This is a genomic window from Streptomyces sp. NPDC002306, from assembly GCF_053593435.1.
The window spans coordinates 57,630-72,076 of record NZ_JBSFCK010000002.1 but is presented as its reverse complement, the minus strand read 5'-3'; the positions used below and the strand labels follow the sequence as shown (position 1 = coordinate 72,076).

Annotated in this window: 14 protein-coding genes; 11 read left to right on the top strand and 3 right to left on the bottom strand. The window is 71.5% G+C overall.

The window, feature by feature from the left end; genetic code table 11:
- Positions 1–56 precede the first annotated feature (56 nt).
- Positions 57–1,373, bottom strand: a complete 1,317-nt coding sequence (locus tag ACWCQK_RS04750; protein WP_451151929.1) for a threonine aldolase family protein — start codon at positions 1,371–1,373, stop codon at positions 57–59.
- 173 nt (positions 1,374–1,546) lie between these two features.
- On the opposite strand from ACWCQK_RS04750, the gene ACWCQK_RS04745 reads away from it, so the two are divergent.
- The 10 genes from ACWCQK_RS04745 (at position 1,547) to ACWCQK_RS04700 (ending at position 10,153) form a co-directional block, all read left to right on the top strand.
- A complete protein-coding gene (locus ACWCQK_RS04745; RefSeq protein ID WP_451151927.1) occupies positions 1,547–2,494 on the top strand; it encodes a Rossmann-like and DUF2520 domain-containing protein in 948 nt (315 codons plus the stop codon).
- Positions 2,491–3,480, top strand: a complete 990-nt coding sequence (panC, locus tag ACWCQK_RS04740) for a pantoate--beta-alanine ligase (RefSeq protein ID WP_451151925.1) — start codon at positions 2,491–2,493, stop codon at positions 3,478–3,480. Before ACWCQK_RS04745 ends, panC begins: the two co-directional genes overlap by 4 nt.
- Positions 3,477–5,234 carry an L-aspartate oxidase gene (locus ACWCQK_RS04735; RefSeq protein WP_451151923.1) on the top strand — a complete coding sequence of 586 codons (1,758 nt, stop codon included), beginning with the start codon at positions 3,477–3,479 and terminating at the stop codon, positions 5,232–5,234. The genes panC and ACWCQK_RS04735 overlap by 4 nt, the downstream gene beginning before the upstream one ends.
- Positions 5,235–5,239: 5 nt before the next feature.
- Positions 5,240–6,217 (top strand): carboxylating nicotinate-nucleotide diphosphorylase, encoded by a 978-nt coding sequence (gene nadC, locus ACWCQK_RS04730; RefSeq protein WP_451151921.1) that lies wholly within the window; start codon positions 5,240–5,242, stop codon positions 6,215–6,217.
- Between the two features lie 16 nt (positions 6,218–6,233).
- Positions 6,234–7,031 (top strand): type III pantothenate kinase, encoded by a 798-nt coding sequence (locus tag ACWCQK_RS04725; RefSeq protein ID WP_451151919.1) that lies wholly within the window; start codon positions 6,234–6,236, stop codon positions 7,029–7,031.
- A gap of 191 nt (positions 7,032–7,222) precedes the next feature.
- Positions 7,223–7,942: a hypothetical protein gene (locus ACWCQK_RS04720; RefSeq protein ID WP_451152942.1), complete on the top strand. Its 720-nt coding sequence runs from the start codon at positions 7,223–7,225 to the stop codon at positions 7,940–7,942.
- A 70-nt stretch (positions 7,943–8,012) separates the two neighbouring features.
- Entirely contained in the window at positions 8,013–8,195 is a 183-nt protein-coding gene (locus tag ACWCQK_RS04715) for a hypothetical protein (RefSeq protein ID WP_451151917.1), read from the top strand.
- A gap of 265 nt (positions 8,196–8,460) precedes the next feature.
- Positions 8,461–8,925 (top strand): BlaI/MecI/CopY family transcriptional regulator, encoded by a 465-nt coding sequence (locus ACWCQK_RS04710; RefSeq protein ID WP_451151915.1) that lies wholly within the window; start codon positions 8,461–8,463, stop codon positions 8,923–8,925.
- A gap of 9 nt (positions 8,926–8,934) precedes the next feature.
- Positions 8,935–9,465, top strand: coding sequence for an amino-acid N-acetyltransferase (locus ACWCQK_RS04705; RefSeq protein WP_385775847.1), 531 nt, complete (start codon positions 8,935–8,937; stop codon positions 9,463–9,465).
- Between the two features lie 352 nt (positions 9,466–9,817).
- Positions 9,818–10,153, top strand: a complete 336-nt coding sequence (locus tag ACWCQK_RS04700; protein WP_451152940.1) for a histone-like nucleoid-structuring protein Lsr2 — start codon at positions 9,818–9,820, stop codon at positions 10,151–10,153.
- Here the strand turns inward: ACWCQK_RS04700 and ACWCQK_RS04695 are convergent.
- A complete protein-coding gene (locus tag ACWCQK_RS04695; protein ID WP_451151913.1) occupies positions 10,132–10,776 on the bottom strand; it encodes an SCO3374 family protein in 645 nt (214 codons plus the stop codon). The two genes, ACWCQK_RS04700 and ACWCQK_RS04695, sit on opposite strands and share 22 nt — an antisense overlap.
- A gap of 441 nt (positions 10,777–11,217) precedes the next feature.
- On the opposite strand from ACWCQK_RS04695, the gene ACWCQK_RS04690 reads away from it, so the two are divergent.
- Positions 11,218–13,743 carry an ATP-dependent Clp protease ATP-binding subunit gene (locus ACWCQK_RS04690; protein WP_451151911.1) on the top strand — a complete coding sequence of 842 codons (2,526 nt, stop codon included), beginning with the start codon at positions 11,218–11,220 and terminating at the stop codon, positions 13,741–13,743.
- A gap of 67 nt (positions 13,744–13,810) precedes the next feature.
- On the opposite strand, the gene ACWCQK_RS04685 is transcribed toward ACWCQK_RS04690, so the two are convergent.
- Positions 13,811–14,428 carry an HAD family acid phosphatase gene (locus tag ACWCQK_RS04685; protein ID WP_451151909.1) on the bottom strand — a complete coding sequence of 206 codons (618 nt, stop codon included), beginning with the start codon at positions 14,426–14,428 and terminating at the stop codon, positions 13,811–13,813.
- Positions 14,429–14,447: the final 19 nt, after the last annotated feature.

The window sequence follows — 14,447 nt, the reverse complement described above, 5'->3', positions numbered from 1 at the left end:
CCCGCCACCGACAACGCCGTCGACGCGCAAGGCCGCCCTGGGCGCGGCAGGTCGCCCTAGCCGCCGACGCCCTCGTGCACCCCGCGCAGCCGGGTCACGAACTCCGCGACGGCCGCCTTCACGTCCTCGGCCGTCCAGTCCAGGCCGGCGGAGCGCACGGCGACCTCGGTGAAGGCCAGCCCCGGTCCGCCGGACTGCCAGCCGGAGGCGAAGAGCAGCGTCTGCGTCTCCTCGGCCTGGAGCACCGCCGCCTCGGAGAGCACGTCCGGCCCGTACGGCAGCCACACCTGGAAATCGTGGGTGTGCGGCTCCTCGGGGTGCACGCGCGCCCACGGCACGCCCGCCTCGGCGAACCCCTCCCGCAGCGCGGCGGCCACCACGCGCGCGTGGCGCACGTACTCGGGCAGCCGGGGCAGCTCGCGGTCGAGGCCGGCGAGCGCCGACAGCACGGTGGGGAACTGCTGGAACACCATGCCGCCGTACCGGTGGCGCCAGACCTTCGCCTCCTCCACCAGGGTCGCGGGTCCGGCCAGGGCAGCGCCGCCGAAGCCGTCCAGGGACTTGTAGAACGACACGTAGACGCTGTCCGCGAGGCCCGCGATCTCCGCCAGGGGACGGCCGAAGTGGACGGTGGACTCCCACAGGCGCGCGCCGTCGATGTGCACCACCGCGTCCCGCTCGCGCGCCGCCTCCACCACCTCGGTGAGCTCGGCCCAGGAGGGCAGGACGAAACCGGCGTCCCTGAGGGGCAGTTCCAGCATCAGGGTCCCGAAGGGCTCCGGGAAGTCACGCACCTCGTCGGCCGTCGGCATCCGGGGCTCGCTCGTCACCCGGACCGGGCGCAGGCCGCTGACCTGGCTGAACGCCTGCCGCTCATGCACCTCCGGGTGTGCCAGCGCGTGCAGCGCGACCCTGGGGTCCCCGGTGCGGCCCGCCCAGCAGCGCAGGGCCACCTGCTGGGCCATCGTGCCGGTCGGGAAGAACGCGGCGGCCTCCGTGCCCAGCAGTGCGGCGACCCGTTCCTCCAGGTGCGACACGATCCGGTTGCCGTAGACGTCCGCCGGTTCGTCGAGGTCGTAGACCTGGGGTGCCGTCTCGTGCAGGTGTGCGAGACGTTCGCGGAGGGTGCCCCGTGATCCCGGGCGGGACAGGAGGCGCCGAGCCTTTCGGTAGGCGAGGGAACGTCGCTCCTGTATGCGCTCCTGGGGGTCTTGGGGGCCCTGGGACGCCTGCGCCTCCTGGTGCGGCGAAGCCTCCGTGTCCCCTGTGCCTTCTGCGCCTCCCGTGCCTCCCGGGCCTCCTGTGGTCTCCGTCCTCTCCACGTCCTCCGCCCGCCCCGCGTTCCGCGCGCCCTGCTCCACCGTGTCGTCCATGCCCCGGATCATGCCGTGCGCCGATCGGGGAGGCACACGGACCCACCGGATGCCGAGGCGCCCCGGAACTCCACAGCCTGTGGACGGCCGGTCGCCCCCGGGGCGGATAGCGTTAACATGACGAGAAATCGTCCGGTACCCAGAGCGGACTGGAACGGGAAGGCCACGGTCGCGTGAGTACAGTCCAACAGCCAGATCCCAGGGACCGCCCCGCGCGGCTCACCGTCGGCGTGGTCGGTGCCGGTCGCGTGGGCCCCGCGCTGGCCGCGTCCCTCGAACTCGCCGGGCACCGCCCGGTGGCCGTCTCCGGCGTCTCCGACGCCTCCAGGAGGCGGGCCGCGCTGCTGCTGCCCGACGTGCCGGTCGTCCCGCCCGCCGAAGTGCTCCGCCGCGCCGACCTGGTGCTGCTGACCGTCCCGGACGACACCCTGCCCGACCTGGTGACCGGCCTCGCCGAGACCGGTGCCGTACGGCCGGGACAGCTCCTGGTGCACACCTCCGGGCGGTACGGCGCGAAGGTGCTGGACCCCGCCCTGCGCGCGGGCGCTCTGCCGTTGGCCCTGCATCCCGCGATGACCTTCACAGGCACCGCCGTGGACGTGCAGCGACTGGCCGGCTGCTCCTTCGGCGTCACCGCCCCGGACGAACTGCGACTGGCCGCCGAGGCGCTCGTCATCGAGATGGGCGGCGAGCCGGAGTGGATCGCCGAGGAGAACCGGCCGCTCTACCACGCGGCCCTCGCCCTGGGCGCCAACCACCTGGTCACGCTGGTCGCCCAGTCCATGGAACTGCTGCGCACGGCCGGCGTCGAGGCGCCCGACCGGATGCTCGGCCCGCTGCTCGGCGCCGCCCTCGACAACGCCCTGCGCTCCGGTGACGCGGCGCTCACCGGCCCCGTCGCGCGCGGGGACGCGGGCACGGTCGCCGCGCACATCGGCCAGCTGCGCGAGCACGCCCCGCAGACCGTCGCCGGCTATCTGGCGATGGCCCGCGCGACCGCCGACCGGGCGCTCGCCCACGGACTGCTGAAGCCGGAACTCGCCGAGGACCTGCTCGGGGTACTCGCCGACGGGACGGGCCGGACCGACGGGACCCACGGCACCGAAGGAGCCGCCGGATGACCACCACCCTGCGCACCGCCGGCGAACTGCGCGCACGCACGCGTGCGGGCCGCCGGGCCGTGGTGATGACCATGGGCGCCCTGCACGAGGGACACGCCACCCTGATCCGTACCGCGCGGGAGAGCGCCGGTCCGGACGGCGAGGTCGTGGTCACGGTCTTCGTCAACCCGCTCCAGTTCGGCGCTGGCGAGGACCTCGACCGCTACCCGCGCACCCTGGACGCCGACCTCAAGATCGCCGAGCAGGCGGGCGCGGACGTCGTGTTCGCCCCGTCCGTGGACGAGGTCTACCCGGGTGGCCGGCCCGAGGTCCGCATCAGCGCGGGCCCCATGGGCGAACGCCTGGAGGGCGCCACGCGCCCCGGCCACTTCGACGGCATGCTCACCGTCGTCGGCAAGCTGCTGCACCTCACCCGGCCCGACGTGGCCCTGTTCGGGCAGAAGGACGCCCAGCAGCTCGCCCTGGTCCGGCGGATGGTGCGGGACCTGAACTTCGGCATCGAGATCGTCGGCGTGCCGACCGTGCGCGAGGAGGACGGCCTGGCCCTGTCCAGCCGCAACCGCTACCTCTCGCCCCGGGAGCGGAGCACCGCCCTGGCCCTGTCCCAGGCCCTGTTCGCGGGCTGCGACCGGCACGCGGCCCAGGAGGCGCTGCGCGCGCGGGCGCGTGAAGTGCCCGCGACGCACGCGCGTGCCGAGGCCCTCAGCGCCCTGGGCGAGTCCCGCGCTGCCGCCGACACCCACGCGGTCGCCAAGGCCGTGCCCGGCTGCGCGGCGGGCGTCCGCGCCGCCGCGCGCCTCGTGCTCGACGAGGCCGTCCGGCTCGACCCGCCGCTCGCACTGGACTACCTCGCGCTCGTCGATCCGTCCGACTTCACCGAGATCGAGGACGACTTCACCGGTGAGGCCGTCCTCGCCGTCGCCGCCCGGGTCGGTACGACCCGGCTGATCGACAACCTTCCTCTCACCTTCGGAGCCGCCTCGTGACCAGCACAGGCATACGACTGCACGCGCCCGCCCCCGGGTGGTCCATCTCCGCGGACGTGGTGGTCGTCGGCTCCGGCGTGGCCGGACTGACCGCGGCCCTGCGCTGCGAGGCCGCCGGTCTGACGACGGTCGTCGTCACCAAGGCCAGTCTCGACGACGGCTCCACCCGCTGGGCCCAGGGCGGCATCGCCGCGGCCCTCGGCGAGGGCGACACCCCGCAGCAGCACCTGGACGACACGCTGGTCGCGGGCGCGGGCATGTGTGACGAGGAGGCCGTGCGGATCCTCGTCACCGAGGGGCCCGACGCCGTACGGCGGCTGATCGAGACCGGCGCCCACTTCGACGAGTCCTCCGAGGGCCGGCTCGAACTCACCCGGGAGGGCGGCCACCACCGCCGCCGCATCGCGCACGCGGGCGGCGACGCGACCGGTGCCGAGATCTCCCGGGCGCTCGTCGAGGCGGTGCACGCGCGTGGCGTACGCGCGATCGAGAACGCGCTCGTGCTGGACCTGCTGACGGACGCCGAGGGCCGCACCGCGGGCGTCACCCTGCACGTGATGGGCGAGGGCCAGCACGACGGCGTCGGCGCGGTGCACGCCCCCGCGGTGGTCCTCGCGACCGGCGGCATGGGCCAGGTGTTCTCCGCGACCACCAACCCGCCCGTGTCGACCGGCGACGGAGTGGCGCTCGCCCTGCGCGCGGGGGCCGAGGTCTCCGACCTGGAGTTCGTGCAGTTCCACCCCACGGTGCTGTTCCTGGGCGCCGACGCCGAGGGACAGCAGCCGCTGGTCTCCGAGGCGGTGCGCGGCGAGGGCGCCCACCTGGTCGACGCCGGTGGCGTGCGCTTCATGGTCGGGCAGCACGAGCTGGCCGAACTGGCGCCCCGGGACATCGTCGCCAAGGGCATCATGCGCCGCATGCAGGAGCAGGACGCCGAACACATGTTCCTCGACGCCCGGCACTTCGGCGCCGACATGTGGGAGCACCGCTTCCCGACGATCCTCGCCGCCTGCCGCGCCCACGGCATCGACCCGGTGCGCGAGCCCATCCCGATCGCCCCCGCCGCCCACTACGCCTCCGGCGGGGTGCGCACCGACCCCCGGGGCCGTACGACGGTGCCCGGCCTGTACGCGTGCGGCGAGGTCGCCTGCACCGGCGTGCACGGAGCCAACCGGCTCGCCTCCAACTCGCTGCTGGAGGGGCTCGTCTACGCCGAGCGGATCGTCGCCGACATCACGGCGAGCCGGACGGCGGACGGCCTGCACGCGCGGGTGCCCGCCCCGGTGACGCAGCCCGAGAAGCCGGCGCACCCGCTGCTCGCCCCCGAGGCCCGGTTCGCGATCCAGCGGATCATGACCGGCGGCGCCGGCGTCCTGCGGTCCGCGTCATCCCTCGCCGGGGCCGCCGAACAGCTCCAGCGACTGCACGCCGAGGCCCGCGACGCCCTCGACGAGAACGGCAAGACCGCCGAGCCCGGCGTCGACACCTGGGAGGCCACCAACCTCCTGTGCGTGGCCCGCGTCCTGGTCACCGCCGCCCGGCAGCGCGAGGAGACCCGCGGCTGCCACTGGCGCGAGGACCACGCCGACCGCGACGACGCCGCCTGGCGGCGCCACATCGTCGTACGGCTGAATCCGGACCGCACGCTGGCCGTGCACACCACGGACACCGCAGACTTCCCCCCGACCCTCCCCCCGGCTCCCGGCTTCGACCGGGCAGGGGGAACCTCCCCGCACCGTCCCCAGGAGCAGTGACAGCAGTGAGCACCCCCGACCTTCCCCTCGCCTCCTCCGGCGGCTGCGGCGACGGCTGTGCCTGTGGCGCAGACACCGGCGAGGAATATCTGGAGTGCGGGCTCGACCCCGCGCTCGCGCAGCTCCTGACCGACGCGGGACTCGACCCCGTGGAGGTCGAGGACATCGCCAACCTCGCGATCGAGGAGGACCTCGACCACGGTGTGGACGTGACGACGGTCGCGACCATCCCCGAGGAGGCCGTGGCCACCGCCGACTTCACCGCGCGCGAGGCGGGCGTCGCGGCGGGCCTGCGGGTCGCCGAAGCGGTGATCTCGGTCGTCTGCACGGACGAGTTCGAGGTCGAGCGGCACGTGGAGGACGGCGACCGGGTGGAGGCCGGGCAGAAGCTCCTGTCGGTCACCACGCGCACGCGCGACCTGCTGACCGCCGAGCGCAGCGCGCTCAACCTGCTGTGCCGGCTGTCGGGGATCGCGACCGCCACGCGCGCGTGGGCGGACGCCCTGGAGGGCACGAAGACCAAGGTCCGCGACACCCGCAAGACGACGCCGGGCCTGCGCTCCCTGGAGAAGTTCGCGGTGCGCTGCGGCGGCGGCGTCAACCACCGCATGTCGCTGTCCGACGCGGCCCTCGTCAAGGACAACCACGTGGTCGCGGCGGGCGGTGTCGCCCAGGCTTTCGAGGCCGTACGGGAGGCGTTCCCGGACGTGCCGATCGAGGTCGAGGTCGACACCCTGCACCAGCTGCGCGAGGTCGTGGACGCGGGTGCCGACCTGATCCTGCTGGACAACTTCACGCCAGGCGAGTGCGCGGAGGCGGTCGGCATCGTGCACGGGCGCGCGCTGCTCGAGGCGTCGGGCCGGCTGACCCTGGACAACGCCAAGGCCTACGCCGACACGGGTGTCGACTTCCTGGCCGTCGGCGCGCTGACCCACTCCTCGCCGATCCTGGACATCGGCCTGGATCTTCGAGCGGCGGAGTAGGGAGCGGGAACCGGCCATGCTGCTGACGATCGACGTAGGCAACACGCACACGGTGCTCGGCCTGTTCGACGGCGAGGACATCGTCGAGCACTGGCGGATCTCGACGGACGCGCGCCGTACCGCCGACGAGCTCGCGGTGCTCCTCCAGGGGCTGATGGGCATGCACCCGCTGCTCGGGGAGGAGCTGGGTGACGGCATCGACGGGATCGCGATCTGCGCGACCGTGCCGTCCGTGCTGCACGAGCTGCGCGAGGTCACCCGCCGGTACTACGGCGACGTGCCCGCGGTGCTCGTGGAGCCCGGGGTGAAGACGGGTGTGCCGATCCTCACCGACAACCCCAAGGAGGTCGGCGCCGACCGCATCATCAACTCGGTGGCGGCCGTCGAGCTGTACGGCGGCCCGGCGATCGTCGTCGACTTCGGTACGGCGACGACGTTCGACGCGGTCAGCGCGCGCGGGGAGTACGTGGGCGGTGTCATCGCGCCCGGCATCGAGATCTCGGTGGAGGCGCTGGGCGTCAAGGGCGCGCAGCTGCGGAAGATCGAGGTCGCCCGGCCGAGGAGCGTCATCGGCAAGAACACGGTCGAGGCGATGCAGGCCGGGATCGTGTACGGCTTCGCCGGGCAGGTGGACGGGGTCGTGAGCCGGATGGCGCGGGAGCTGGCCGACGATCCGGACGAGGTGACGGTGATCGCCACGGGCGGGCTGGCGCCGATGGTGCTGGGCGAGGCCTCGGTGATCGACGAACACGAGCCGTGGCTGACCCTGATCGGTCTGCGCCTGGTCTACGAGCGGAACGTCTCCCGCATCTGAGACGGGCAGGGCACGGCCCGCCGCCTGGGAGTCCGCCCGCGAGGCCCTCGGGAGCCACCCCGGAGCTTGCCGGGAGCCACCCGGGGAGCCAGCCGGGTGGCTCCCCGCGACGCGCGGGTCCGCAATGACGGATTTGTCTGATTAGCGCGTACCGTCACTCCATGCCCACGCCATACGGATCCCGCGGCGGCATGGCGTTCGGTGCGGAGGAGCTGCGTGTGCTCCGCCGTGCTCTCGCCCTCGCCCTGAACCCCGCCCCCGCCTCGGCCGAGGACGTCCAGGACTGTCTTCGCGTCGCCGAGTCCCTAGACGAGGCGATGCGCGAGGGCGCCCGGCTGCGTGCCTTCCTGGTGGCCGATCTCGCCCGGTACCGTGCCGCCCTCCCCGGCACCACCGCCGGATACTTCACGCTCCTGGAGGAGGCGCTGGGCGCCGGGTACCGTCCCGACCCGGACGACCTCGCCGCACTCCGGGCGCTGCGGGGCAACCCGGTCGCGGCGGTCCTCCTGGACCGCTGCCGGACGCTCGCGGAACAGGACGTACGTGCCCGGCTCGCCCGGGGTGCCGCCCGGAGGTCCGCCGCGGCCTCCCAGGAGCTCTCGGCCGCGCCGAGGCACGTTCCGTCCGCCGCGACCGTCCCGGCCTCGCGCACCCGCCTCCTGGCCCTTCCCGGGGGCCGCTGCGGCGACTCCGTCGGAGGTCTCCCGTGGGGTGCCGAGGCGGCCGCCGACGGTCCGGCCGACAAGCCCCGCAAGGAGCCCGCCGTGAAGCCGGCCCCCGCCGCCCCCAAACCCGCCCCCGACGAGCCCACGCCGGCCAGACGCCCCGTCCCGACCCCGGGCGAGGTCTTCCCGCGGCGCAAGCCGTCCCCGCCGCCCGCGAACCCGGCCCAGCGGCTGGCCGCGGGCTGATCGGGGCACGGGACGGGGCCGGCGCCCACCCGCCCCCGTCCCGCCGTCCCGGCGTGGCTACTCTGGGTCCATGGACTATGTCTCCGCGCTCCTGCCCCCGGTCGTCATGGCCGTGTTCTTCATCGGCGTGATCAGGGTGATCGTGAAGACCCAGAGCGGCGCCGCCAAGGCCAGGGAGGACGCGGCCGTCGACGCCGCCCTCGCGCGCGCGGAGGGTGCCCGCCAGGTCACCTCCGCGAATTCCGAGGCCTGACGCCGGGCGCCGCCGCGCCTCCCGGCCGCCGCGCGCCTGCCCGCCTCCGCCTGCCGCGGAGTGCTCTCCCGCATCCGCCCGCCGCGGAGTGCTTCGCCGCCTGCGTGACCCCCGCGCACGTCCCCCTCGGCGTACGACGCATGCCCGCGCACCTCGTGTGCGAACCCGGCATTTTCCGCGTCGTACGTCCTTTTTGTTCTTGTTTGCTGCTGAAAGCGCACGTCCGGCACGCCATTACCGAGATCTCCCACTATTGTTCTGAGCTGTGCCTCGCCCATTGGGAGAACTCGAAGACGCGGTCATGACGCGGGTGTGGAAGTGGAACCGCCCGGTCACCGTTCGGGAAGTCCTGGAAGACCTTCAGCAGGAACGGTCCATCGCGTACACCACGGTGATGACCGTTTTGGACAATCTCCATCAGAAGGGCTGGGTGCGCCGAGAAGCCGAAGGCCGGGCCTATCGATATGAAGCGGTCTCCACGCGTCCCGCCTACGCCGCAGCGCTGATGAACGAGGCCTGGGGGCAGAGCGACAACCCCGCGGCCGCTCTCGTGGCCTTCTTCGGCATGATGAGCGACGAACAGCGGCAGGCACTGCGGGACGCCGTACGCATCGTCCAGGTACCGGAAACACCCGAACCCGCCCCGGCCCCCGATACCGCGGCCGATACGGCCGCGCCGGATACGTCACGCGAGAACCCCGGCTCGGCGGGGGAGGCCGACGGGCGATAGCGTCCGCACATGTCGGAGAGCCCCGAAGTCACCGCTAAAGCCATCACCGTCCGGCGGGCCCGGACCAGCGATGTCCCGGCCGTGCGCCGGCTCCTTGACGCGTACGTCCGTGACGGCATCCTCCTCGACAAAGCGATGGTGACGCTTTACGAGGACATCCAGGAGTTCTGGGTCGCCGAACGGGACGACAACGCCGAGGTGGTCGGCTGCGGCGCGCTGCACGTGATGTGGGAAGACCTCGCGGAAGTCCGCACTCTCGCGGTCAAGCCCGGTCTGAAGGGCGCGGGCGTCGGCCATCAGTTGCTGCGGAAGCTGCTGCACACCGCGCGCTGGCTCGGTGTTCGCCGGGTTTTCTGTCTGACCTTCGAAGTGGACTTCTTCGTCAAGCACGGCTTCGTGGAGATCGGCGAGACGCCGGTCGACACCGATGTGTACGGGGAACTCCTGCGCTCCTATGACGAGGGCGTCGCGGAGTTCCTCGGTCTCGAACGAGTGAAACCGAACACCTTGGGCAACAGTCGGATGCTTCTGCATCTGTGATCGCGGGGCATCGCGAGGTTCGCCAAGACATATTCCACCGGCGGGCAAGACGACGACTAGTCACGGCCGGCGACGACTAGCGCTGACTAGCACTGGACTGACGCCGGACAAGCTCCGGACCGGCCCAGGACAAGCGCCGTACAACCGGGCAGGCCCTGCCCGGGTTCCCTATGTCCGAAACGCGCATGTTTCCGGTACCGGGCCGGTCCTTCGGTCTCTGTCGGGGGTTTGTGTTTTTCCCGCAAAAGCGGTTTGCTTTCCGACGTAGTGCAGTACTGCATATAACAAGGGGCGGCGAAACGGCGGACGCCGCAGACCCCCGGCCCTCACGTTTTCGATGAAAGGAAATCCGGTGGCACAGAAGGTTCAGGTCCTTCTTGTCGACGACCTCGACGGCGGCGAGGCGGACGAGACTGTGACGTTCGCGCTGGACGGCAAGACGTACGAGATCGATCTCACGACTGTCAATGCGGACAAGCTGCGCAGCCTTCTCGACCCCTATGTGAAGGGTGGCCGGCGCACCGGCGGCCGTGCCGCGGGTGGGCGTGGAAAGGCGCGCGCCGCCACGGGCGGCAGCCAGGACACCGCGCAGATCCGTGCCTGGGCGAAGGAGAACGGTTTCGAGGTCAACGACCGCGGCCGTGTTCCCGCGATCATTCGTGAGGCTTACGAGAAGGCCAACGGCTGAGCGCACGCGCGCCGCAACCGGACCCGGTGGCACTGTGTGGCCACCGTGTCCACGAGCCGTGCGAGATCGGGGGCGCCCCCAACGTCCCCGCCGCCCCCCATGGCCGGGCCGCCCACGGCCGACAGCGTCGGCAGCGAGGTCTCGACCTCGCACCCCGGCACGGGGGGCCGCAGCCACACAGCGGCCCCCTGAAGAGGTCCGGAGGGGTCAGGCGGGTACCGCCGGGCGGCGACCCGTCCCGGAACCGGCCCATGGCCCGGTCCGGGCAGCAGTGGCGCCTCCATGCGCCCGCCCGCGCCGAGCGCCACCAGATCCAGCGCCAGCGTGCCCCACTCCAGCCAGTCCAGGAGCCCCGGCAGCTCGTCCGCGGCGCCCGCGGCCACCAGCAGCCGCATCCGGTCGGCCCGCAGCGCCACCGGAGAGCCCGGCGCCAGCCGCCGCAGCGCGCCGAAACCCGCCTCGGCCGGCACGTCCAGGACGTCGAAGCGCAGCCCGGTGACCAGCTGCACCGGCTCCCCGGGCACGGTCCGCCAGCCCAGTTCGTTCTCGTACCAGTGCCGCGTCCGGTCTCCCGGGGTGAGCGGCCGACGAGGAAGGGGGACGGTGGTGACTGAGCCAACCATGCCAAGCGCAACCTTCCGAAACCCCCGCGAGTTACGCTGAGTGTTCGTGCGATTGCCCAGCGTGCGGAAAAAGGTAGCGTGTGGGGGTGCGGGGAGGCGCAAGGTTGTTCGCCCGTAGCGGAGGGATTCGGTGCGCGCGGCATGGAGTGTCCGTCCCAGCGGGTAAGACATCCCTAGTGGGAGGGGGCGACACGCAGGAAAAGCCGTCTTGCGTTCGCCATCGGCGTACTGCTGGTGCGGGTATCTGCCTGGCCTGCGGGAACATCGTCTCGCACCATCGGGTTGGAGCATATGTCGGCGTTCGGGGTCAGGAGGCAGAGTTGGTTCTCGGTCCGGTGTCGGCAGTTGGAATGAGCGGTCCCCGCTTGCGGGACTAAGCTGCGGAAGGACAGGGAGGGGAAGTTCCCCCCACTGCCTGACCGCTCTGAGGAGCGATTAACGATGTTCGAGAGGTTCACCGACCGCGCGCGGCGGGTTGTCGTCCTGGCTCAGGAAGAAGCCCGGATGCTCAACCACAACTACATCGGCACCGAGCACATCCTCCTGGGCCTGATCCACGAGGGTGAGGGTGTCGCCGCCAAGGCCCTTGAGAGCCTCGGGATTTCGCTCGAGGCGGTCCGCCAGCAGGTGGAGGAGATCATCGGCCAGGGCCAGCAGGCCCCGTCCGGGCACATCCCCTTCACCCCCCGTGCCAAGAAGGTCCTGGAGCTGTCGCTCCGCGAGGCCCTTCAGCTGGGCCACAACTACATCGGCACGGAGCACATCCTGCTCGGCCTGATCCGTGAGGGCGAGGGCGTCGCCGCCCAGGTCCTGGTCAAGCTGGGCGCAGATCTGAACCGGGTGCGGCAGCAGGTGATCCAGCTGCTCTCCGGTTACCAGGGCAAGGAGACCGCCACCGCCGGCGGCCCCGCGGAGGGCACCCCCTCGACGTCCCTGGTCCTCGACCAGTTCGGCCGGAACCTCACCCAGGCCGCCCGTGAGTCCAAGCTCGACCCGGTCATCGGGCGCGAGAAGGAGATCGAGCGGGTCATGCAGGTGCTGTCCCGCCGCACCAAGAACAACCCGGTCCTGATCGGTGAGCCCGGCGTCGGCAAGACCGCCGTCGTCGAGGGCCTCGCCCAGGCCATCGTCAAGGGCGAGGTGCCCGAGACCCTCAAGGACAAGCACCTCTACACCCTGGACCTCGGCGCGCTGGTCGCCGGCTCCCGCTACCGCGGTGACTTCGAGGAGCGCCTGAAGAAGGTGCTCAAGGAGATCCGCACCCGCGGCGACATCATCCTGTTCATCGACGAGCTGCACACGCTGGTCGGTGCGGGTGCCGCCGAGGGCGCCATCGACGCGGCCTCCATCCTGAAGCCGATGCTGGCCCGTGGTGAGCTCCAGACCATCGGTGCGACCACGCTGGACGAGTACCGCAAGCACCTGGAGAAGGACGCGGCCCTCGAGCGCCGTTTCCAGCCCATCCAGGTCGCGGAGCCGTCCCTGCCGCACACCATCGAGATCCTCAAGGGTCTGCGCGACCGCTACGAGGCGCACCACCGCGTGTCCATCACGGACGAGGCGCTGGTCCAGGCCGCCACCCTGGCCGACCGGTACATCTCGGACCGCTTCCTGCCGGACAAGGCGATCGACCTGATCGACGAGGCCGGTTCCCGGATGCGCATCCGCCGGATGACCGCGCCGCCGGACCTCCGCGAGTTCGACGAGAAGATCGCCGGTGTCCGCCGGGACAAGGAGTCCGCGATCGACTCGCAGGACTTCGAGAAGGCCGCCTCCCTGCGCGACAAGGAGAAGCAGCTCCTCGCCGCCAAGGCCAAGCGGGAGAAGGAGTGGAAGGCCGGCGACATGGACGTCGTGGCCGAGGTCGACGGCGAGCTGATCGCCGAGGTCCTCGCGACCGCCACGGGCATCCCGGTCTTCAAGCTGACCGAGGAGGAGTCCTCGCGTCTGCTGCGCATGGAGGACGAGCTCCACAAGCGGGTCATCGGCCAGATCGACGCCGTCAAGGCGCTGTCGAAGGCGATCCGCCGTACGCGCGCGGGTCTGAAGGACCCGAAGCGTCCCGGTGGTTCGTTCATCTTCGCCGGCCCGTCCGGTGTCGGTAAGACCGAGCTGTCCAAGGCGCTCGCGGAGTTCCTCTTCGGCGACGAGGACGCGCTGATCTCCCTCGACATGTCGGAGTTCAGCGAGAAGCACACGGTCTCGCGTCTCTTCGGTTCGCCCCCCGGCTACGTGGGCTACGAAGAGGGCGGTCAGCTGACCGAGAAGGTCCGCCGCAAGCCGTTCTCCGTCGTCCTCTTCGACGAGGTCGAGAAGGCCCACCCGGACATCTTCAACTCGCTGCTGCAGATCCTGGAGGACGGTCGCCTGACCGACTCCCAGGGCCGGGTCGTGGACTTCAAGAACACGGTCATCATCATGACGACCAACCTCGGCACCCGGGACATCTCCAAGGGCTTCAACCTGGGCTTCGCGGCCTCGGGCGACACGAAGACCAACTACGAGCGCATGAAGAACAAGGTCTCGGACGAGCTCAAGCAGCACTTCCGGCCCGAGTTCCTCAACCGCGTCGACGACGTGGTCGTCTTCCCGCAGCTGACCCAGGCGGACATCCTGCGGATCGTCGACCTGATGGTCGGCAAGGTGGACGAGCGCCTGAAGGACCGGGACATGGGCCTCGAGCTCTCCCAGTCCGCCAAGGAGCTGCTGTCGAAGAAGGGCTACGACCCCGTGCTGGGTGCCCGGCCGCTGCGCCGCACCATCCAGCGCGAGATCGAGGACACCCTCTCGGAGAAGATCCTCTTCGGCGAGCTGCGCCCCGGCCACATCGTGGTCGTGGACACCGAGGGCGAGGGCGACGCCAAGACCTTCACCTTCCGGGGTGAGGAGAAGTCGGCGCTGCCGGACGTCCCGCCGATCGAGCAGGCGGCCGGCGGTGCCGGGCCGAACCTGAGCAAGGAGGCGTAAGCCCCCAGGGCGACGCCAGAAGGGGCCGGTGCGAAAGCACCGGCCCCTTCCGCTTGCCCGGGTGCGGTTACGACAGCTGACCGTCGTAGTCCGGCAGCTTGTACGTCTGCTCGGCGTGGCCGCCCGACAGGTCGGTGGCGCTGTTGCCGATGTTCGCGATGATCGTGTAGCCCCTGGACTCGATGTCGACGCGCTGGGCGGTCTTGTACGTGGCGACGTTCTTGAAGAGGTCGAACAGTCCGCGCACGTAGAGACCGGAGACCTCGTAGCCGTCGTGTTCCAGGTTGTACTCGGTGGGCAGGGAGATGATGCCCGGCCGCGCGGTGACGAAGAACAGGGAGACGCCGTGCTCCTGGGCGTACTTGGCGACCGATAGGACCGGCTTGTTGGCCGGCTGCGGGAAGCTGAAGCCGAAGTCGGTCTCCAGCGTGGTGTTGTCGATGTCGAAGACGATCGCCTGCTTCTCACCCGGCTTGGTGGCGGCGATGCGCTGCTTCAGGTAGGGCAGTGCCTGGTCCATCACGGACCGGCAGTCCTGCTGCCAGGTCGCGTAGTCGACCTCCGCGGCGGCGGAGGCGGTGCTTGTCGACGTCGCGGCCTCGGCGGGGGCGGCCATGGCGACGAGTGCGGCCGCCGCGACGGCGGTCGCGGAGATGCGGCGAGTCCAGGGGCCTCGTCTGTTCATCGGTGGGGGTCCTCTCACA

Bases quoted from the DNA above. Each gene is read 5' to 3' on its own strand.
- ACWCQK_RS04750 (WP_451151929.1), bottom strand. From the start codon at position 1,373: ATGGACGACACGGTGGAGCAGGGCGCGCGGAACGCGGGGCGGGCGGAG.
- panC (WP_451151925.1), top strand. From the start codon at position 2,491: ATGACCACCACCCTGCGCACCGCCGGCGAACTGCGCGCACGCACGCGT.
- ACWCQK_RS04725 (WP_451151919.1), top strand. From the start codon at position 6,234: ATGCTGCTGACGATCGACGTAGGCAACACGCACACGGTGCTCGGCCTG.
- ACWCQK_RS04720 (WP_451152942.1), top strand. From the start codon at position 7,223: ATGGCGTTCGGTGCGGAGGAGCTGCGTGTGCTCCGCCGTGCTCTCGCC.
- ACWCQK_RS04715 (WP_451151917.1), top strand. From the start codon at position 8,013: ATGGACTATGTCTCCGCGCTCCTGCCCCCGGTCGTCATGGCCGTGTTC.
- ACWCQK_RS04705 (WP_385775847.1), top strand. From the start codon at position 8,935: ATGTCGGAGAGCCCCGAAGTCACCGCTAAAGCCATCACCGTCCGGCGG.
- ACWCQK_RS04695 (WP_451151913.1), bottom strand. From the start codon at position 10,776: ATGGTTGGCTCAGTCACCACCGTCCCCCTTCCTCGTCGGCCGCTCACC.
- ACWCQK_RS04690 (WP_451151911.1), top strand. From the start codon at position 11,218: ATGTTCGAGAGGTTCACCGACCGCGCGCGGCGGGTTGTCGTCCTGGCT.
- ACWCQK_RS04685 (WP_451151909.1), bottom strand. From the start codon at position 14,428: ATGAACAGACGAGGCCCCTGGACTCGCCGCATCTCCGCGACCGCCGTC.